The organism is Xylophilus rhododendri, assembly GCF_009906855.1.
In the GTDB taxonomy this organism is placed as follows: Bacteria; Pseudomonadota; Gammaproteobacteria; order Burkholderiales; family Burkholderiaceae_C; genus Xylophilus; species Xylophilus rhododendri.
The window spans coordinates 1,970,138-1,987,628 of the sequence record NZ_CP047650.1 but is presented as its reverse complement, the minus strand read 5'-3'; the positions used below and the strand labels follow the sequence as shown (position 1 = coordinate 1,987,628).

General features: G+C 68.6%; 19 protein-coding genes and 1 tRNA gene. 9 read left to right on the top strand and 11 right to left on the bottom strand.

The window, feature by feature from the left end; genetic code table 11:
• Positions 1 to 23: 23 nt before the first annotated feature.
• Both GT347_RS09115 and GT347_RS09110 read right to left on the bottom strand, forming a co-directional pair.
• Positions 24 to 100: transfer RNA gene (locus GT347_RS09115), tRNA-Pro, on the bottom strand.
• A gap of 61 nt (positions 101 to 161) precedes the next feature.
• Positions 162 to 1,088 (bottom strand): polyprenyl synthetase family protein, encoded by a 927-nt coding sequence (locus GT347_RS09110; protein WP_160555280.1) that lies wholly within the window; start codon positions 1,086 to 1,088, stop codon positions 162 to 164.
• A gap of 242 nt (positions 1,089 to 1,330) precedes the next feature.
• On the opposite strand from GT347_RS09110, the gene rplU reads away from it, so the two are divergent.
• From rplU to proB, 4 genes are all read left to right on the top strand, one after another.
• A complete protein-coding gene (gene rplU / locus GT347_RS09105) occupies positions 1,331 to 1,642 on the top strand; it encodes a 50S ribosomal protein L21 (RefSeq protein WP_160551651.1) in 312 nt (103 codons plus the stop codon).
• A 12-nt stretch (positions 1,643 to 1,654) separates the two neighbouring features.
• Positions 1,655 to 1,915 (top strand): 50S ribosomal protein L27, encoded by a 261-nt coding sequence (gene rpmA, locus GT347_RS09100; protein ID WP_160551650.1) that lies wholly within the window; start codon positions 1,655 to 1,657, stop codon positions 1,913 to 1,915.
• Positions 1,916 to 2,036: 121 nt separating this feature from the next.
• On the top strand, positions 2,037 to 3,131 hold the full coding sequence (gene cgtA / locus GT347_RS09095) for an Obg family GTPase CgtA (RefSeq protein ID WP_160551649.1): 1,095 nt from the start codon (positions 2,037 to 2,039) through the stop codon (positions 3,129 to 3,131).
• Positions 3,132 to 3,157: 26 nt separating this feature from the next.
• Entirely contained in the window at positions 3,158 to 4,324 is a 1,167-nt protein-coding gene (gene proB / locus GT347_RS09090) for a glutamate 5-kinase (RefSeq protein ID WP_160555279.1), read from the top strand.
• Between the two features lie 12 nt (positions 4,325 to 4,336).
• Here proB and GT347_RS09085 read toward each other — a convergent pair whose 3' ends face one another.
• Positions 4,337 to 4,858, bottom strand: a complete 522-nt coding sequence (locus GT347_RS09085) for a CNP1-like family protein (protein WP_229722807.1) — start codon at positions 4,856 to 4,858, stop codon at positions 4,337 to 4,339.
• Between the two features lie 10 nt (positions 4,859 to 4,868).
• Positions 4,869 to 5,519 carry an RNA pyrophosphohydrolase gene (locus GT347_RS09080; RefSeq protein WP_160551647.1) on the bottom strand — a complete coding sequence of 217 codons (651 nt, stop codon included), beginning with the start codon at positions 5,517 to 5,519 and terminating at the stop codon, positions 4,869 to 4,871.
• A gap of 178 nt (positions 5,520 to 5,697) precedes the next feature.
• Between GT347_RS09080 and GT347_RS09075 the strand changes: the two genes are divergently transcribed.
• From GT347_RS09075 to GT347_RS09065, 3 genes are read left to right on the top strand one after another with little or no spacing between them, the layout of a single operon-like run.
• Positions 5,698 to 7,443: a proline--tRNA ligase gene (locus GT347_RS09075; protein WP_160551646.1), complete on the top strand. Its 1,746-nt coding sequence runs from the start codon at positions 5,698 to 5,700 to the stop codon at positions 7,441 to 7,443.
• A 2-nt stretch (positions 7,444 to 7,445) separates the two neighbouring features.
• The gene (locus tag GT347_RS09070) at positions 7,446 to 8,066 is read left to right on the top strand and encodes a lytic transglycosylase domain-containing protein (RefSeq protein ID WP_160551645.1); all 621 of its coding nucleotides are present in this window, start codon (positions 7,446 to 7,448) and stop codon (positions 8,064 to 8,066) included.
• A gap of 43 nt (positions 8,067 to 8,109) precedes the next feature.
• Positions 8,110 to 8,289 (top strand): hypothetical protein, encoded by a 180-nt coding sequence (locus GT347_RS09065; RefSeq protein ID WP_160551644.1) that lies wholly within the window; start codon positions 8,110 to 8,112, stop codon positions 8,287 to 8,289.
• 5 nt (positions 8,290 to 8,294) lie between these two features.
• Here the strand turns inward: GT347_RS09065 and GT347_RS09060 are convergent, their stop codons facing one another.
• The 6 genes from GT347_RS09060 to GT347_RS09035 all read right to left on the bottom strand — a co-directional run bounded on the left by GT347_RS09060 (position 8,295) and on the right by GT347_RS09035 (position 15,472).
• Positions 8,295 to 9,584: a hemolysin family protein gene (locus tag GT347_RS09060; protein WP_160551643.1), complete on the bottom strand. Its 1,290-nt coding sequence runs from the start codon at positions 9,582 to 9,584 to the stop codon at positions 8,295 to 8,297.
• A gap of 40 nt (positions 9,585 to 9,624) precedes the next feature.
• Positions 9,625 to 10,632, bottom strand: a complete 1,008-nt coding sequence (locus GT347_RS09055; RefSeq protein ID WP_160551642.1) for an AAA family ATPase — start codon at positions 10,630 to 10,632, stop codon at positions 9,625 to 9,627.
• Positions 10,633 to 10,763: 131 nt separating this feature from the next.
• Entirely contained in the window at positions 10,764 to 12,020 is a 1,257-nt protein-coding gene (locus GT347_RS09050) for a M20 family metallopeptidase (RefSeq protein WP_160551641.1), read from the bottom strand.
• Positions 12,021 to 12,046: 26 nt separating this feature from the next.
• Positions 12,047 to 13,822, bottom strand: coding sequence for a 2-oxo-4-hydroxy-4-carboxy-5-ureidoimidazoline decarboxylase (gene uraD / locus GT347_RS09045; RefSeq protein ID WP_160555278.1), 1,776 nt, complete (start codon positions 13,820 to 13,822; stop codon positions 12,047 to 12,049).
• 2 nt (positions 13,823 to 13,824) lie between these two features.
• Positions 13,825 to 14,775 (bottom strand): allantoinase PuuE, encoded by a 951-nt coding sequence (gene puuE / locus GT347_RS09040; protein ID WP_160551640.1) that lies wholly within the window; start codon positions 14,773 to 14,775, stop codon positions 13,825 to 13,827.
• A 16-nt stretch (positions 14,776 to 14,791) separates the two neighbouring features.
• Positions 14,792 to 15,472, bottom strand: coding sequence for a GntR family transcriptional regulator (locus GT347_RS09035; RefSeq protein ID WP_160551639.1), 681 nt, complete (start codon positions 15,470 to 15,472; stop codon positions 14,792 to 14,794).
• Positions 15,473 to 15,599: 127 nt separating this feature from the next.
• Here GT347_RS09035 and uraH point away from each other — a divergent pair, with 127 nt between their 5' ends.
• Positions 15,600 to 15,950 (top strand): hydroxyisourate hydrolase, encoded by a 351-nt coding sequence (gene uraH / locus GT347_RS09030; protein ID WP_160551638.1) that lies wholly within the window; start codon positions 15,600 to 15,602, stop codon positions 15,948 to 15,950.
• Positions 15,951 to 15,963: 13 nt separating this feature from the next.
• Here uraH and GT347_RS09025 read toward each other — a convergent pair whose 3' ends face one another.
• Positions 15,964 to 16,476 (bottom strand): hypothetical protein, encoded by a 513-nt coding sequence (locus GT347_RS09025; RefSeq protein WP_160551637.1) that lies wholly within the window; start codon positions 16,474 to 16,476, stop codon positions 15,964 to 15,966.
• 53 nt (positions 16,477 to 16,529) lie between these two features.
• Between GT347_RS09025 and xdhC the strand changes: the two genes are divergently transcribed.
• Complete coding sequence (gene xdhC / locus GT347_RS09020) at positions 16,530 to 17,357, top strand: xanthine dehydrogenase accessory protein XdhC (RefSeq protein ID WP_160551636.1); 828 nt, start codon at positions 16,530 to 16,532, stop codon at positions 17,355 to 17,357.
• Positions 17,358 to 17,491: the final 134 nt, after the last annotated feature.

Below are 17,491 nucleotides of genomic sequence, written 5' to 3'. Positions count from 1 at the left end.
CTCTGAAAAGAGGGCCAACCGAATGGTCGGGGTGAGAGGATTCGAACCTCCGGCCTCTACGTCCCGAACGTAGCGCTCTACCAGGCTAAGCTACACCCCGATGAAAAGCCCGCCGTGGAGGCGGGCTTGAATCGTTCAACTCTCGATCGGCGACTGCGGTCTTACGACCGGCGCGTCAAAAGCTGAGCCGCTAATTCTAGCAGGGCTTTCGAGTACAAATTCTGGGGCAGCGGAAAAATTGCGTCGATGGCGCGCTGGGCTTCTGCCGCGGCGGCTTCGCGGGTGGCGTCCAGGGCGCCGGTATCGCGCACGATGGCGACGATGGCGGCCAGGTCGCCTTCGCCGCCCTCGATGGCCGTGCGGATCAGCGCGGCTTCGGCCGGGGTGCCGCGCTGCATCGCGATGATCAGCGGCAGCGTGGCCTTGCCCTCGCGCAGGTCGTCGCCCAGGTTCTTGCCCATCTCGACCGCGTCGCCGTCGTAGTCGAGCACGTCGTCGATCACCTGGAAGGCGGTGCCCAGCGCCTGGCCGTAGGTGGCGCAGGCCTCCTCGGTGGCGGCGTCGGCGCCGGCCACGATGGCGCCCAGCCGGGCGCTGGCCTCGAACAGCTTGGCGGTCTTGGAGCGGATCACACGCAGGTAGCCGGCCTCGTCGAGCCCGGCGTCGTGCATGTTCATCAGCTGCAGCACCTCGCCCTCGGCGATCACGTTGGTGGCCTCGGCGAGGATGCTCATCACCCGCATGTTTCCGGACTCGACCATCATCTGGAAGGCCCGCGAGTACAGGAAATCGCCCACCAGCACGCTGGCCGGGTTGCCGAAGACCTCGTTGGCCGTCGAGCGGCCGCGCCGCAGCGTGGAGGCATCGACCACGTCGTCGTGCAGCAGGGTGGCGGTGTGGATGAATTCGACCACCGCGGCCAGCGTGTGGCGCAGCGGCGCGCGGCTGCCGAGGGCGCCGGCGGTCAGCAGCAGCAGGGCGGGGCGCAGGCGCTTGCCGCCGGCCGCGATGATGTAGCGGGCCACTTCACCGACCAGCGGAACGCCGGAGTCGAGGCGCTGCGCGATGACGGCGTCCACCTCGCGCATGTCGTCGACGATCAGGGCAAGGGTGGCGGCAGGGCTCGCGGCCGTGGCCGGGGGTGTGGCGATGGCTGTCAAAAGTAAGGAGATTTTGCTGCGGAAAAGGTCTCGCGCGGCGCATTATAGGAACTGCCGCCCCGGGCGTTCAGCCACGGTTCATTGGGGGCATCTTGGCAGGATCGGCGGCGCGCGCTACAATCGAGGGCTCTGCAGAAATTCGTCTGCGGATACTCACATAAAGAGGTTGTATGTACGCGGTCATAAAAACCGGCGGCAAGCAGTATCGCGTTGCTTCCGGCGAAAAAATTAAAGTAGAACAGATTGCTGCGGACGTAGGCCAGGAAATCGTGATCGATCAGGTTCTGGCAGTCGGCAACGGCGCTGAAATCAAGATCGGCGCACCCCTGGTGTCCGGCGCTACCGTCACGGCGACTGTCGTGTCGCATGGCAAGCACGACAAAGTGCACATCTTCAAGATGCGCCGTCGTAAGCACTACCAGAAACGTCAAGGCCATCGCCAGCAGTTCACCGAACTGCAAATCGGCGCGATCGCCGGTTAAGGAGTCCAGGTCATGGCACAGAAAAAAGGCGGCGGCTCTACGCGAAACGGGCGCGATTCCAAGCCCAAGATGCTCGGCGTGAAGGCTTTCGGCGGTGAACTCATCACTGCCGGCGCCATCATCGTGCGCCAGCGTGGTACGCGTTTCCATGCCGGCACCAATGTCGGCGTGGGCAAGGACCACACGCTGTTCGCCCTGGTTGACGGCCACGTGTCGTTCGCCATCAAGGGTGCAGCGAGCAAGCAGACGGTTTTCGTGACGCCCGCAGCCTAAGGCTCGGTTGTCGCTGACCCCGCGAAGCCCCGCTGGTCGGGGCTTTGTGCTTTCTGGCCGAATCCGGCCGCAGCTTGTCCGTGATGTACGCCGCTCGCTGTTTCCCTAGACAGGAGATCCCATGAAATTCGTCGACGAAGCCTTCATCGATGTCGCGGCAGGCGATGGCGGTAACGGCTGCGTGTCCTTCCGGCACGAAAAATTCAAGGAATTCGGCGGCCCCAACGGCGGCGACGGCGGCCGAGGCGGCCATGTGTTCCTGGTGGCGGACGTCAATCTGAACACCCTGGTCGATTTCCGTTTCTCGCGCCGCCACGAGGCCAAGCGCGGGCAACACGGCATGGGCTCGGACATGTTCGGCGCCGCCGGCGAGGACGTCACGCTGAAGGTGCCCGTGGGCACCATCATCAGCGACGCGGAAACCGGCGACGTGCTCTACGAACTGCTGGTGCCCGACGAGGTCATCACCCTGGCGCGCGGCGGCGACGGCGGCTTCGGCAACCTGCGTTTCAAGAGCGCCATCAACCGTGCGCCCCGGCAGAAGACGCTGGGCCATCCGGGCGAGCGCAAGAGCCTCAAGCTCGAACTGAAGGTACTGGCCGATGTGGGCCTGCTGGGCATGCCGAACGCCGGCAAGTCGACGCTGATCACCGCGGTCTCCAACGCCCGGCCGAAGATCGCCGACTATCCCTTCACCACCCTGCATCCCAACCTGGGCGTGGTGCGTGTCGGGCCCGAGCAGAGCTTCGTGATCGCCGACATTCCCGGCCTGATCGAAGGCGCCTCCGAAGGCGCGGGCCTGGGCCACCTGTTCCTGCGCCATCTGCAGCGCACCCGGCTGCTGCTGCATGTGATCGACATGGCGCCCTTCGACGATTCGGTCGATCCGGTCGCGCAGGCCAAGGCCATCGTCGGCGAGCTGAAGAAGTACGACAAGGCCCTGTTCGACAAGCCGCGCTGGCTGGTGCTCAACAAGCTCGACATGGTGGCCAAGGACGACCGCGCCGCGCTGGTCAAGGACTTCGTCAAGCGCCTGCGCTGGAAGGGCCCGGTCTTCGAGATCTCGGCGCTGACACGCGAGGGTTGCGAGCCGCTGATCCAGGCCATCTTCCGCCATGTCGAGGCCGAGCAGAAGGCCGCGCAGCCGCCGGTGGATGTGGATCCGCGTTTCGACGAAGCCCGGGAAACCCCGGCCCCAGAAGACCGCAACGACTGAGCAGACGGAGTGCCGCGCCGATGACCATGATCACGACCAACGCATCCGCCGCGATGCTGCGCGGTGCGCGGCGCATCGTGGTCAAGGTGGGCTCCAGCCTGGTGACCAACGAGGGCCGCGGGCTCGATGCCGCCGCCATCGGCGAATGGTGCCGCCAGCTGGCGGCCCTGGTGAACGGGCTGGAGGGCGGCGTCAAACGCGAGGTGGTGATGGTCTCCAGCGGCGCCATCGCCGAGGGCATGAAGCGCCTGGGCTGGGGCAGCCGCCCGACCGCCATCAACGAGCTGCAGGCCGCCGCCGCCGTCGGCCAGATGGGCCTGGCGCAGATGTACGAGACCTTGCTGCGCGACAGCGGCATCGGCAGCGCGCAGATCCTGCTGACCCATGCCGACCTGGCCGACCGCGAGCGTTATCTCAATGCCCGCTCCACGCTGCTGACCCTGCTCAAGCTCGGCGTGGTGCCGGTGATCAACGAGAACGACACGGTGGTCAACGACGAGATCAAGTTTGGCGACAACGACACGCTCGGTGCCCTGGTCGCCAACCTGATCGAGGCCGATCTGCTGGTCATCCTGACCGACCAGAAGGGCCTCTACACCGCCGATCCGCGCAAGGATCCGGCCGCCAGCTTCGTGCACGAGGCGCGGGCGGGCGACCCGGCGCTGGAAGCCATGGCCGGCGGCGCCGGCAGCGCGCTGGGGCGGGGCGGCATGCTGACCAAGATCCTGGCGGCGCGACGGGCGGCAGGCTCGGGCGCCTCCACCGTCATCGCCTGGGGCCGTGAGCCCGACGCCTTGCTGCGCCTGGTGGCCGGCGAGCCGATCGGCACGGTGCTGCTGGCCCAGACGGCCAAGCAGCAGGCGCGCAAGCAGTGGATCGCCGACCACCTGCAGCTGCGCGGTTCGGTGGCCGTGGACGACGGCGCCGCCAGCCGCCTGCGCGCCGGCACGGCCAGCCTGCTGCCGATCGGCATGGTGGCTGTCGAGGGCGAGTTCTCGCGCGGCGACGTGATCGCCATCCTGGACGGTGAGGGTTTGGAAGTGGCGCGGGGCCTGGCCAACTACGCCAGCGCCGAGGCGCGCCTGCTGTGCCGCAAGGCCTCGGCCGAGATCGAGCGGCTGCTGGGATATGCGGCGGAGCCCGAGATGGTCCACCGCGACAACCTGGTGCTGACCAGCCGCGCGCTGGCCTGAGCCGCGCCGCGCTCAGGGCATGTTGCGCATCACATCGTTCTGCAGGTTCTGCAGGATGCGCTGCTTGCTCCCGCCGCTCGATGCGTCCTGGCAGACGCCGGCCTTGGCGGCCATCAGCGAGTAATTGACCGAGCCGCCGGAAAACAGCGACTGCCACCGGGGTTCGGCCACCGGCTGCCAGTCGCCGTCGCGGTAGTGGCGGGCGTACTGCTTGACCTCGGCGGTCGAGCAGCGCACGCCTTCGTAGGTCGCGGTGATCGCGCCGCTGGAGGTGCGGGCCACCATCACGTAGCGCACCACGCCGTCGCTGTCGGAGGTGAGGGTGTCCGGATCGATGCCGACATCGAGCGAGCGGCCCACGCGGGCATCCACGGCGATGGTCTTGTCGGGATTGAAGGGCGGCGGCACGGGCGCCGCCAATTCGGGCTTGGCGTTTTCCTTGTCGTCGAACAGCAGGCCGGCATGGGCGGCGCCGGCCAGCATCAGGGCCGACAGCCCGCAGGCCGCGGCGAGGCGGGAAAAACGTTGGGGCATGGGAAACGAATCAGCGCGGCGCATGGCGCGGCTCCAGCAGAAGGCCCTGGGCCGGCACCGGGGCGCCGGAAGGGTCGGGATCGAAGGTGGCGCCCGGTGGCAGCTCGAAGTTGTCGGGCTGCATGCCGTGCATATCGCCTTCGCGCGGCGGCCGCATGCTGCTGCGCAGATAGCGGTTGCGCGGGTCCTGGCGCGGCAGGAAACGGGCGAGTTCGGTGAGCGCCATCTCGTAGACGCCGCGCTTGAACTCGACCACGACATCGAGCGGCACCCAGTAGTCGTTCCAGCGCCAGGCGTCGAACTCGGGATGGTTGGTGGCCCGCAGGTTCAGGTCCCAGTCGTGGCCCATGAGCTGCAGCAGGTACCAGATCTGTTTCTGGCCCTTGTAGTGTCCGCGCGCGTCGCGCCTGATGAATCGATCCGGCACCTCGTAGCGCAACCAGTCGCGGGTGCGGGCGACGACCCGCACATGCTCCGGACGCAGTCCGACTTCCTCATGCAATTCGCGGAACATGGCCTGTTCCGGTGTCTCGCCGCGATCTATGCCGCCTTGTGGGAACTGCCAGCTGTGCGTGCGTATGCGTTTGCCCCAGAAAACCTGGTTGCGCTGGTTGAGCAGGATGATGCCGACGTTGGGCCTGAAGCCTTCCCGGTCAAGCATAATCAAACCCCAATTTTGTGAACTGAGACCATTATGCACGCGCGTTCTGCGCGTGAATCAGCAGGGAAGTACTCAGTCAGCGAAGGCCTGCGACGGCCTGTTTCGTGCGCCATTTCGCGCCTGCTCCCGACTGCTCCCGTCTCTTGCCAGACCGTCCGCCAGACCGCCCGCACGCCCCATGAAAGCCTCCTCCTTCCTCGTCTCGACCCTCAAAGAAGCGCCTGCCGATGCCGAGGTGGCCAGCCACCGGCTGATGATGCGCGCCGGCATGATCAAGAAGCTCGGCGCCGGCATCTACAACTACATGCCCATGGGCCTGCGGGTGATCCGCAAGGTGGAGGCCATCGTGCGCGAGGAGATGAACCGCGCCGGCGCCGTCGAGGTCGCCATGCCGGTGGTGCAGCCGGCCGAGTACTGGCAGGAAACCGGCCGCTTCGAGAAGATGGGTCCCGAGCTGCTGCGCATCCGCGACCGGCATGGCCGCGACTTCGTCGTGCAGCCGACCAGCGAGGAGGTCGTCACCGACATCGCCCGCCAGGAGTTCCGCAGCTACAAGCAGCTGCCCAAGAACCTCTACCAGATCCAGACCAAGTTCCGTGACGAGCGCCGCCCGCGCTTCGGCCTGATGCGCGGCCGCGAGTTCATCATGAAGGACGCCTACAGCTTCGACCGCAGCCCCGAAGCCGCCCAGGCCAGCTACCAGAACATGGCCGCGGCCTACCGCCGCATCTTCGACCGCTTCGGCCTGCGCTACCGCGCCGTGGCGGCCGACAGCGGCGCCATCGGCGGCGACCTGTCGGAAGAGTTCCAGGTGATCGCCGCCACCGGCGAGGACGCCATCGTCTACTGCCCGCAGAGCGACTACGCGGCCAACATCGAGAAGGCCGAAGCCCTGGCGCCCACCCATGCCCGTCCGGCGCCCGCCCAGGCCATGGAAAAGGTCGCCACGCCCGGCAAGAGCACCTGCGCCGACGTGGCCGCGCTGCTGAATCTGGACATCAAGCGCACCGTCAAGTCCATCGTGCTGGCCACCGACGTGCTGGACGACCAGGGCGAGATCAAGGGTTCGGAAGTCTGGCTGCTGCTGCTGCGCGGCGACCACGACATGAACGAAGTGAAGGTCGGCAAGCTGCCCGGCCTGGGCGGCGGTTTCCGCTTCGCCAGCCTGGCCGAGATCGACGCCCACTTCGGCACCAAGCCCGGCTACCTGGGCCCGGTCGGCCTGAAGTTGCCGCTGAAGATCGTCGCCGACCGCGAGGTCGCCCTGATGGCCGACTGGATCGCCGGCGCCAACGAAGCCGACTTCCACGTCACCGGCATCAACTGGGGCCGCGACCTGCCCGAGCCCGACTTCGTGGCCGACATCCGCAACGTGGTCGACGGCGACGCCTCGCCGGACGGCAAGGGCGCGCTGGCCATCGAACGCGGCATCGAGGTCGGCCATGTCTTCTACCTCGGCACCAAGTACAGCAAGGCCATGAGCGCCACCTTCCTCGACGAGGACGGCAAGCCGCGCCACTTCGAGATGGGCTGCTACGGCATCGGCGTGACCCGCCTGCCCGCCGCGGCCATCGAGCAGAACCACGACGAGCGCGGCATCGTCTGGCCCGATGCGATCGCGCCCTTCACGGCGGTGATCTGCCCCATCGGAATGGACCGCAGCGAGGCCGTGCGCCAGGCCGCCGAACAGCTCTACGCCGAGCTGCAGGCCGCCGGCATCGACGTGCTGCTGGACGACCGCGGCGAGCGCCCCGGCGCGATGTTCGCCGACTGGGAGCTGATCGGCGTGCCGCACCGCGTGGTGCTGTCTGACCGCGGCCTGAAGGAAGGCACGGTGGAGTACCAGCACCGCCGCGACACCGAAGCCAGCAAGATCGCGCTGGCCGACGCAGCGGCCCATGTGAAGGGCCGCATCGTCCTGTGACCATGGACCGGCGCCGCTGGCTGGCCGGCGGCGGCGCCTGCCTGCTGGCCGCGCCCTGGCAAGCCGCCCGGGCCGGCGCGCAGCTGGAGGAGCCCCTGGCCGACGCGGTGCGCACCGCGCTCAGCGCCTCGGTGGGCGACAGCGCGCCGCCCATCCCCGAGTTCCGCGACACGGCCCGGCGCCTGGCCTATCTGCGCTGGCTGACGGCCATGTCCGAACGCCTGCGGCCCAGGATGGCCGACGGCCCCACCCGCCACGAATTCCTGCAGACCCTCTGGTACGAGGCGCACCGCGCCGGCCTGGAGGAATCGCTGGTGCTGGGCCTGGTGCAGGTGGAGAGCGGCTTTCGCAAGTTCGCCGTGTCCAGCGTGGGCGCGCGCGGCTTCATGCAGGTGATGCCCTTCTGGATGCGCACCATCGGCAACGGCGAGCCGGAGCGCCTGTTCCACATGCAGACCAATCTGCGCTTCGGCTGCGTGATCCTGCGTTTCTACCTGGAGCGCGAGCGCGGCGACATGTTCATGGCCCTGGGCCGCTACAACGGCAGCCGGGGGCGGGCGCCGTATCCCGATGCGGTTTTCGGCGCGCAGAAGCGATGGGTCTTCGCCGACAAGCCCGCCTGAGGCACGGCCCGCAGACTGGCCTGCCATCCATCAGGAGCCCGCCATGCCCGCGAAAAAGAAGCCCGGCCTTTACGCCAACATCCACGCCAAGCAGGAACGCATCGCCCACGGCAGCGGCGAGAAGATGCGCAAGCCCGGCAGCGAGGGAGCGCCCAGCGCCAAGGCCTTCAAGGAGTCGGCCAAGACCACCAAGGCCGCCAAGGCCCACAAGAAGGCCGGCTAGGAGCGTTAAGCGGGCAGCCGCGCCACCATGACCTGGTCGATGCGGAAGCTGTCCACGTCCAGCACCTCGAACTTGTATCCGCCCCAGCTCACGCTGTCGGTTCGCCTGGGCACGCGGCGCAGCATCACCATCATGAAGCCGGCCAGGGTCTCGTACTCGCCCTGGTGCGGCAATGATTCCAGATCCAGCGCGTGCATCACGTCCTGGATGGGCGTCACGCCGTCGATCAGCCAGGAGTTCTCGTCGCGCCGCACGATCTGCTCCTCGTCCAGCGGCGAGATCAGGTCGCCCATCACGGTGCTCATCACGTCGTTCAGCGTCACCACGCCGACGACCAGGCTGTATTCGTTGACGATCACCGCGAAGTCCTCGCCGACCAGGCGGAACTGCTCCAGCACCTCGGCCAGGGTCAGCCGGTCGGGCACGATCAGCACCTTGCGCACCAGGGCGTCATCGGCCAGCGAGATCGGCTGGTTGTTCAGCACCCGCTGGAACAGGTCCTTGGCGTCCACATAGCCGATGACCTGGTCGATGTCGCCGTCGCACACCGGATAGGTGCTGAAGGGCTCGGCGGCGATGCGCAGGCGGATCACCGAATCCGGATCGTCGCGGCGGAAGAAGGCGATGCGGTCGCGCTGCGTCATGGCGCTGGAGATCACCCGGGTGTCCAGCTCGAACACATTGGCGATCAGCTGCTGCTCGCCGGCCGCCAGCACGCCGGCCAGGGCCCCCGCCTCGGTCATGGCCAGGATGTCTTCGTAGGTGACCTTGTCGTCGCGCTGCTGCGGCAGTCCGAAGAGGGCGAACAGGCCGTCGGCCGCCTTGGCGTAGATCCAGGCCAGCGGCGCGAACACCCGCATCAACAGCTTCATCGGCCGTACCACCTTCACCGCCAGGCGCTCGGGCGCGGTCATGCCCAGGCGTTTGGGAAACAGGTCGGCGAACAGGATGAAGAGCGAGGTCACCACCAGGAAGGAGGCCAGGAAACCCGCCGATGCCGCCGCTTCCGCGCCCAGGCCGATCGAGAAGAGCTGGGTGAAGGCCGGGCTCAGCGCACCCTCGCCCACGATGCCGCCCAGGATGGCGATGGCGTTCTGGCCGATCTGCACCACGGTGAAGTAGGGGCCGGGCTGCTCCTGGATGCGCATCACCCGCTCGGCGCGCGCCTCACCCTCGTCGGCGAGCTGCCTCAGGCGCAGGCGGCGCGAGGCGGCCAGCGAGATCTCCGCGACGGAGAAAAACGCGCTGGCGGCGATCAGCAGGACGATGAGCAGCAGGCTGGTGGACAGGGACATGAGCCCGGCATTCTCGCCGCTCGTGTCCCTGCCCGGGGGCTCAGTTCATGAAACCGATGCGGCTGCGTGCGCTGGCGCCGCGCGGCAGGTCGGCCGAGCCCAGGGCGCTGCGGCCGTCGAGCCGCGCGTTGCCGAAGGCCACCATCAGCGCCCGCCGCATCTCGCGCGGCGCCAGGGCCGAGAGGCGCTCCAGCAGCATCTCGCCCGGCTCCTCGTCGAAGCGCCGGCCCCAGTCGTGCGCGGCCCGGATGGTCTGGTAGAGCCGCCGCGCGATGTGGCGCGCCTGCTCGGCCGTGGGCGCCGGCACCTCGAACACGTTCATGCGGTTGAGGATGGGGTCCGGAATGCCGCGGGTGTCGTTAGCCGTGGTGATCCACACCACCTGGCTGGCATCGATGGGCACCTCGGCGAACTCGTCGACGAAGGCGCCGGCGGTGTCGTGCTCCAGCAGGCCGTAGAGGGCGCCCAGCGGGTCGTACTGCGCGTCGCTGCTGGCCTTGTCGATCTCGTCGACCACGATCACCGGATTGGCGTACTGGCCGTCGATCAGCGCCTCGAACACCTTGCCCGGCCGCGCGCCCTTCCATTGCGAGGCCGAGCCCGAGAGCAGCCAGCCGGCCGTCATCGAACCCATGGGCACCAGGTTCATGCCGGTGCCGATCAGGTCGGCCAGGGCACGCGCGAAATGGGTCTTGCCCACGCCCGGCGGGCCGAGCAGCAGCATGGGCGTGACCTCCAGGCCGTCGCGGCTGTCCTGGGCCAGGGCGACATGGCGGCGCACGTCGTCGAGCACCTCGGTGAAGTTGGGGAGATCGTCGTAGAGGCTGGCCATGTCGGGGATGCCGGCGGGCTTCACATGAAAGCGCTGCGGCCCCCGTTCGAGCATGCGCTCGTAGGTGTTGCGCAGGCTTTCATGCTCGCGCGGATCGCCGTTCATGCCGTGCAGCTTGTCGAGCCTGCGTTCGACCTCGTTGGGGTCGAACACGCTGCGGACCTGGGCGACCGGCAGCACAAAGGAGCTGGTCGCTGTGAGTTGACGGGTATCCATCGTGCACTCCTTGTTCGCTGAGCCATGACGGATTCATTGCAGCACAAGGCGTGCCATGCGTCCATGGACCGGCGGCCGGTGTTGCGCGATTCCTACCCCGCTTATCGGCGGATGCCGACGCGCGCGAAAGGTCAGCCGGCCGTCAGCAGATCGCGCAGGGTGCGGGCGATGACCTTGGTGGCGGCGCGCAGGTCTTGCAGGTCCAGGTGTTCGTCGGCGCGCTTGGCGTTGGACTCCAGCACGGTGCGCGGGCCGGCGCCGAAGATCACGCCGGGGATGCCGGCCTCGGCGTACAGGCGCACATCGGTGTAGAGGGGCGTGCCCATGGCGGGAATGGCCTCGCCCAGCACCTCTTGGCCATGACGCTGGATGGCTTCGACCAGCGGCCGGTTGCCCGGCAGCGGCCGCATCGAGCGGGCCAGCAGCAGGCGCCGCAGGTCCACCGTGATGCCGGGCACGCTGGCCGCGGCCTCGGCGATCACGCGGCGGATGTCGGCCTCGACGGTGGCCGGGTCTTCCTCGGGGATCATGCGGCGGTCGAGCTTGAGCACGACCTTGCCCGGCACCACATTGGTATTGGTGCCGCCTTCGATGCGGCCCACGTTCAGGTAGGGATGCTCGATGCCTTCGACATCCGAGGTGACCTGCCGGTAGAGCGCGTTCTGCGCATACAGCGCATTGAGCACCGCCACCGCGCCCTGCAGCGCATCGATGCCGGTATGCGGCACGGCGGCATGGGCCATGCGGCCATGCACCGTCACCTCCATCTGCAGGCAGCCGTTGTGGCCGGTGACCACCTCGTGGCTGAAGCCGGCGGCGATCAGCAGGTCGGGCCGGGTCAGGCCCTTCTTCAGCAGCCAGCCGGGGCCGAGTTCGCCGCCGAATTCCTCATCGTAGGTGAAGTGCAGTTCGACCGCGCCGGCCAGCGGCGCGCCCAGCGATTCGAGCGCCCGCACCGCGAAACTGAAGCTGGCGAAGTCGCTCTTGCTGACCGCCGATGCACGGCCGTAGAGCTTGCCGTCGACGATCTCGGCGCCGTAGGGGTCATGCGTCCAGCCATCGCCCGGCGGCACCACGTCGCCGTGGGCGTTGAGGGCGATGGTCGGGCCGCCCGCGCCGTAGGCACGGCGGACGATCAGGTTGGTGATCGACTGCATGCCGGCGGCCTGCACTTCCTCGGCCGGCACCGCATGGCGTTCGGCCTCGAAACCGAAGGCCTGCAGCAGTTCGGCCGTGCGTTCGGCATGCGGCGCGTTGTTGCCCGGCGGCGTGTCGGTGGGCACGCGGACCAGGGCTTGCAGAAAGGCCACTTCCTCGTCGAAGTGGGTGTCGATCCAGGCGTCGAGGCGGGCGTAGTCGGGGGCGTGATCGGGAGATTGGTCGGACATCGAAGGCAGTCGGTGAGGAGGCAGGCTCAGGTCGCGTCGGCGGCCAGGCCCGAGAGCAGATGGCCGAAGGCCAGCACGGCCAGCTCCATGTCGTGGCTGGTGGTGCTTTCCAGCGGGTTGTGGCTGATGCCGGCGTTCTCGCCGCGCACGAAGAGCATGGCTTGCGGCATCACCAGGTGCAGCTTCATCGCGTCGTGGCCGGCGCCGCTGGGCATGCGGAACAGGGGCAGGCCCAGGGCTTCCACGGCCCGTTCCCAGCGCTGCTGCCAGGCCGGCGCGCTGGGCGCGGCCGAGGCACGCATGGCTTCCTCCAGCTGCAGCGACACACCGCGCCGCGCCGCGATGGCCCGGGCTTCTTCCAGCACATCGGCCACCAGCGCGTCGCGCTGCGGATCGGTGGGCGCCCGCAGGTCCAGGCTGAAGCGGCAGCGGCCCGGCACCACGTTGATGGAGCCGGCCGGCACCTGCAGCTGGCCCATGGTGGCGACGGAATCGCCGTCCTGCGCCGCGCGTTTTTCCAGGTACAGGGCCAGCTCGGCCGCGGCCGTGGCGGCATCGCGCCGGCGGTTCATCGGCGTGGTGCCGGCATGGCTGGCCATGCCGGTGTATTCGCCCAGGTAACGCAGGCCGCCGTTGATCGAGGTGACGATGCCAAGCGGCAGGTTCAGCTCGTTGAGCACCGGCCCCTGTTCGATGTGCACTTCCACGAAGCCCAGGTAGCGCTCCGGATCGCGCTGCAGCGCGGGGATGTCCTCGAAACGCAGGCCGGCCTCGGCCATGGCCTGGCGCATGGGGATGCCGTCTGCGTCCTGCTGGTCCAGCCATTCGGGATTGAAGTGGCCGACCAGCGCGCCGGACCCGAGGAAGGTCGCCTTGTAGCGCTGGCCTTCCTCCTCGGCGAAGGCCACGATCTCGATGCCGAAGGGCAGGCGTGTGCCGGCGGCGTGCAGCTGTTTGACGCAGGCCAGCGGCACATAGATGCCGAGCCGGCCGTCGTACTTGCCGCCGTTCCTCACCGTGTCGTAGTGGGAGCCGGTCAGCAGGGCGGGCGCATCGGGCCGGCTGGCCTCGTAGCGGCCGACCACGTTGCCGACCGCGTCGATCGTCACGCGGTCGCAGCCGGCTTCCTGCATGTCCTGCACGATGCGCCGCGCGCAGGCGCGGTGGGCGGCGGTGAGGTAGGTGACGGTGAGCTGGCCCTGCTCCTTGAAGCCGGGGTCGCTCTCCTCGGCCAGGCGCTCCTGCCAGTCCCAGACCTCGTTGCCCAGTACCGGCTGCATGCCGAACTTGTCGGCCAGGCGGATCTCGGCCACGCGGTGCACATTACGCAGGGCCTCCTCGCGCTCGAAGTCCGGATGGTGGGCCAGGCGCCGGGCGAAGGTGTCGATGATCTGCTGGCGCGAGAGGCCCGTGCCGCGCGGCCCGCGCACGGCCAGCATAAAGGGAAAGCCGAACCTGGCGTTGTAGTCGGCGTTGAGCTGCTGGATGCGCGCGAACTCCTCCGGCGTGCAGTCGGTCAGGCCGGCGCGCGCCTGTTCGCCGGTCGATTCGGCGGTGAGCGTGCGGGTCACCATGGCCTTGCCGGCCAGCTCGGGATGGGCGCGGATCAGGGCCAGTTGCTCGTCCAGCGAGGACGAGGACACGGTCTGCGTCAACGCATGCTTGAACTGCACCAGCGAGGCGAAGGGCGCGGCGCGCGCCACGGTGCGCTCCACGATCCAGGGCGAATGTTCGTACAGCCCGTCGAGCAGGATGGCCGCTTCGGCGGGGGTGGCGGCGTTGATCTGTTCAAGGGTCAGCATGCTCACGATGCAGCCTCCTGGTAGGGGTGTTCGGCCATCCAGTGGCGGGCGATGTCGAGGCGGCGGCAGACCCAGACGCGGTCATGCCTGGCGATGTGGTCGAGGAACTTCTGCAGCGCCACCAGCCGGCCCGGCCGGCCCAGCAGCCGGCAGTGCATGCCGATGCTGAGCATGCGCGGCGTCTCGGCGCCCTCGGCGTAGAGCGCATCGAAGCTGTCGCGCAGGTAGATGAAGAAATCCTCGGCCTGCACGAAGCCCTGGGGCATGGCGAAACGCATGTCGTTGGTGTCGAGGGTGTAGGGCAGGACGAGGCGCGGCACCACCCGGCCGTCGCTGCGCGCCACCTTCATCCAGAAGGGCAGGTCGTCGCCATAGTTGTCGCTGTCGTAGAGCGTGCTGCCCTCGTCGGCCAGCAGGCGGCGGGTGTTGGGGCTGTCGCGGCCGGTGTACCAGCCCAGGGGGCGGGTGCCGGTGAGCTGCTCGATGGCGTCCAGGCCCAGGCGCATGTGTTCGCGCTCCTGCGCCTCGTCCATGCCCTGGTAGTGGATCCAGCGCCAGCCGTGGCAGGCGATCTCGTGGCCCAGCTCGCCGAAGGCACGCGCCAGCTCCGGATGGCGCTGCAGGGCCATGCCCACGCCGAACACGGTCAGCGGCAGGCCGCGTTTCTCGAACTCGCGCAGGATGCGCCACACGCCCACACGCGAGCCGTATTCGTAGATGCTCTCCATGCTCAGGTGCCGGTCCGGATAGGAGGCCGGGTTGAACATCTCGGAGAGGAACTGCTCGGAGCCGGGGTCGCCGTGCAGCGTGGCGTTCTCGCCGCCTTCCTCGTAGTTCAGCACGAACTGCACGGCGATGCGTGCCTTGCCGGGCCAGCGGGCCTGCGGCGGGTTGCGGCCGTAGCCGACCAGGTCGCGGGGATAGGGCAGGGTGGTGTCGAAGTTCTGGGCCATGGTCGTGGTGCGGGGCTCAGGCGGCGAGCGCCTTGGCGATGTCGTTGCTCGGCGGGCGGCGGTCGAAGGCCAGGTTCTCCTCGACATGCCGCAGGTGTTCGTCCATCAGCCGCGCGGCCAGCTCGCCGTCGCGTGCGGCCAGGGCCTTCACGATCTCGGCATGCTCCTCGTAGGAATGGGTGGCGGCGGCGGAGGACTGGTACATCAGGGTGATGAGGGCGCAGCGCGAGATCAGGTCGTCGAGCAGCTGCGCCAGCACGGTGTTGCCCATCAGCTCGGCCATGCGCACATGGAAGTCGCCCAGCAGGGCGGTGCGGTCGGCCACGTCCTCGCGTTCGACGGCGGCCTTTTCCAGCGCCACATGCTGCTTCAGGGCCTTGATGCGGGCGGGGGTGGAGCCGCGCACGAAATCGCGCGCCATGCCCGCTTCGAGCATGCGGCGCACCGCGAAGACCTGGCGGGCCTCGTCGGCAGACGGCGCCGAGACGAAGGCCCCGCGCGCAGGCTCCAGCCGCACCAGGCGGTTCTGCGCGAGCTGGAACAAAGCTTGCCTCACCAGGGTGCGGGACACGCCGAAATGGTCGGCCAGCTTCTGCTCGGCCAGCTTGGCGCCCGGATGGAGCCGGTGCTCCACGATGGCCCGGGTGAGCGATTCGACGATCGCGGCGGTCGTGGAGCCGGTGGGGGTGGTCTGCATGAAGGTGAGGATCTGTCCTGGCAGGAAGTTAAAAGTGTATACACTTTTGGTCGACCGTGAGTGCCGCGGAGAGCAGGCTCTCCAGGCGGTTACGGTATGGGATTCGATACAAGCAAGGAGCATTCCGATGGGCCTCAGCACCCACGTTCTCGACACCATGCACGGCTGCCCGGCCGAAGGCATGGCGGTGACGCTGTACCGCACCGAAGGCGACCAGGCCACGCTGCTGCAGCGCCACACCCTCAACGCGGACGGCCGCACCGCCACGCCGCTGTTCGATGCCGACTCCCTGCGCACCGGCACCTACCGCCTGGTCTTCGAGGTGGCGGCGTATTTCGCGGCGCGCGGCGTGGCGCTGCCGCAGCCCAGTTTCCTGGGCAGGGTCCAGCTCGATTTCGGCGTGGCCGATGCCGCCCAGCACTACCACGTGCCGCTGCTGGTCAGCCCCTGGGCCTATTCGACCTACCGCGGCTCCTGAAGCGGGCAGGGGACTAGCGTTGGCCTTCGGTCAGGGTATCGAGCTGGAACTTGCCGCTCTTGTCCCAGAGCCAGGTGTCGGTATAGGTCATGCGGCCGATACGCGCCGGCGCGGGAAAGGGCGAGGCGCGGCGCACGGTCGCCTCGATCTCCTTGATGACTTCCGGCGCATGGCGCGGCGCCCGCATCCAGCTCAGGCCGGTGACCCGGCCGGTGGCGTCCAGATGCACCTGCAAGGTGCCGATGGCGTAGAGCAGCGGCGGCAGCTGCCCCTTGTAGATGCGTTCGGCGTTCAGGCCGTAGAGGTGCGAGGCGCCGTCCTGCCGGTAGGCGCGTTCGGTGGTGGCCGCGGAGATGCGGGCCGATCCCTTGTTGCCGGGGATGGGGCCTATCACCGCCGGCGCCGGCTGGTCGGTGGCGGCCGGCGGCACCAGGTCGGGCGGGGCGGAGCGGCAGGACGCGAGCAGGGCGGCGATGCCGCCGAACAGCGCGGCGATGCGGCGGAGCAGCGAACGGGGTACGGACATAGGCGGCTAGTGTGGCAGCAGTCGAAGGCCCTGTCGGGCAGGGGCTTGCCCGCATGAGCGCGCTGCGCCGCCTGCTGTCGGCCCTGGTGGATGAAAGGGCGGTGCTGGTCGAGGTCGAATCCACCCAGGGATCGGCGCCGCGCGAGGCCGGCACCTGGATGGCCGTCTTCGCCGACCGCACCGTGGCCACCATCGGCGGAGGGCGGCTCGAATTCGATGCCATCGCCGAAGCGCGGCGCCTGCTGGACGGCGGCCCGGCGGGCGAGCCGCTGCGGCGCTACGCCCTGGGCCCCTCGCTCGGCCAGTGCTGCGGCGGCGTGGTCTTCCTGCGCTACACCGCCGTCGGGCAGGACGACATCCCGGCTTTGCGCTCGCGCCTGGCCGGCCGGCAGGTGCCCGTGGCCCTGTTCGGCGGCGGCCATGTCGGAGCCGCCCTGGCGCGGGTGCTGGCCGCGCTGCCCTTCTCGCTGAGCTGGATCGACAGCCGCGACGAGATCTTCCCGCTGGACGTGGCCCAGGGCGACGGCGACCTCGTCTGCGAGCATTCCGACCCCGTCCATGCCGCCGTGCCCGGCCTGGCGCCGCAATCGCGGGTGCTGATCATGAGCTTCAGCCATGCCGAGGACCTGGACGTGGTCGCCGCCTGCCTGCAGCGCCAGCGCAGCCGCGGCGACCTGCCTTTCATCGGCCTGATCGGCAGCAAAACCAAATGGGCCACCTTCCGCAGCCGCCTGCTGGCCCGCGGCTTCACCGAGGCAGAACTGCAGCACGTGACCTGCCCCATCGGCGTGCCCGGCATCCACGGCAAGGAGCCCGAGGTGATCGCCGTGGCGGTGGCGGCACAGTTATTGCAAACGCTGGAAGCAGCGCGCGGGCCGTAAGCCAGCTTTTTGTATACACTCGCGCGCACAAAAATTCCGGCCGCAGCGGAGCATGGGTTTTCTTCCACGATGACCCCGGTTCGCGGCCCATGCTGCTCAGAGCGCCCGCAGTGGTGAGCAGTTCAAGGTCAGGA

Coding starts and splice junctions, on each gene's coding strand:
- uraH (WP_160551638.1), top strand. CDS start 15,600: ATGGGCCTCAGCACCCACGTTCTCGACACCATGCACGGCTGCCCGGCC.
- GT347_RS09035 (WP_160551639.1), bottom strand. CDS start 15,472: ATGCAGACCACCCCCACCGGCTCCACGACCGCCGCGATCGTCGAATCG.
- GT347_RS09060 (WP_160551643.1), bottom strand. CDS start 9,584: ATGTCCCTGTCCACCAGCCTGCTGCTCATCGTCCTGCTGATCGCCGCC.
- rplU (WP_160551651.1), top strand. CDS start 1,331: ATGTACGCGGTCATAAAAACCGGCGGCAAGCAGTATCGCGTTGCTTCC.
- uraD (WP_160555278.1), bottom strand. CDS start 13,822: ATGCTGACCCTTGAACAGATCAACGCCGCCACCCCCGCCGAAGCGGCC.
- proB (WP_160555279.1), top strand. CDS start 3,158: ATGATCACGACCAACGCATCCGCCGCGATGCTGCGCGGTGCGCGGCGC.
- rpmA (WP_160551650.1), top strand. CDS start 1,655: ATGGCACAGAAAAAAGGCGGCGGCTCTACGCGAAACGGGCGCGATTCC.
- GT347_RS09085 (WP_229722807.1), bottom strand. CDS start 4,858: ATGCCCCAACGTTTTTCCCGCCTCGCCGCGGCCTGCGGGCTGTCGGCC.
- GT347_RS09070 (WP_160551645.1), top strand. CDS start 7,446: ATGGACCGGCGCCGCTGGCTGGCCGGCGGCGGCGCCTGCCTGCTGGCC.
- cgtA (WP_160551649.1), top strand. CDS start 2,037: ATGAAATTCGTCGACGAAGCCTTCATCGATGTCGCGGCAGGCGATGGC.
- GT347_RS09080 (WP_160551647.1), bottom strand. CDS start 5,519: ATGCTTGACCGGGAAGGCTTCAGGCCCAACGTCGGCATCATCCTGCTC.
- xdhC (WP_160551636.1), top strand. CDS start 16,530: ATGAGCGCGCTGCGCCGCCTGCTGTCGGCCCTGGTGGATGAAAGGGCG.
- GT347_RS09050 (WP_160551641.1), bottom strand. CDS start 12,020: ATGTCCGACCAATCTCCCGATCACGCCCCCGACTACGCCCGCCTCGAC.
- GT347_RS09110 (WP_160555280.1), bottom strand. CDS start 1,088: ATGCGCGAGGTGGACGCCGTCATCGCGCAGCGCCTCGACTCCGGCGTT.
- GT347_RS09055 (WP_160551642.1), bottom strand. CDS start 10,632: ATGGATACCCGTCAACTCACAGCGACCAGCTCCTTTGTGCTGCCGGTC.
- puuE (WP_160551640.1), bottom strand. CDS start 14,775: ATGGCCCAGAACTTCGACACCACCCTGCCCTATCCCCGCGACCTGGTC.
- GT347_RS09065 (WP_160551644.1), top strand. CDS start 8,110: ATGCCCGCGAAAAAGAAGCCCGGCCTTTACGCCAACATCCACGCCAAG.
- GT347_RS09075 (WP_160551646.1), top strand. CDS start 5,698: ATGAAAGCCTCCTCCTTCCTCGTCTCGACCCTCAAAGAAGCGCCTGCC.
- GT347_RS09025 (WP_160551637.1), bottom strand. CDS start 16,476: ATGTCCGTACCCCGTTCGCTGCTCCGCCGCATCGCCGCGCTGTTCGGC.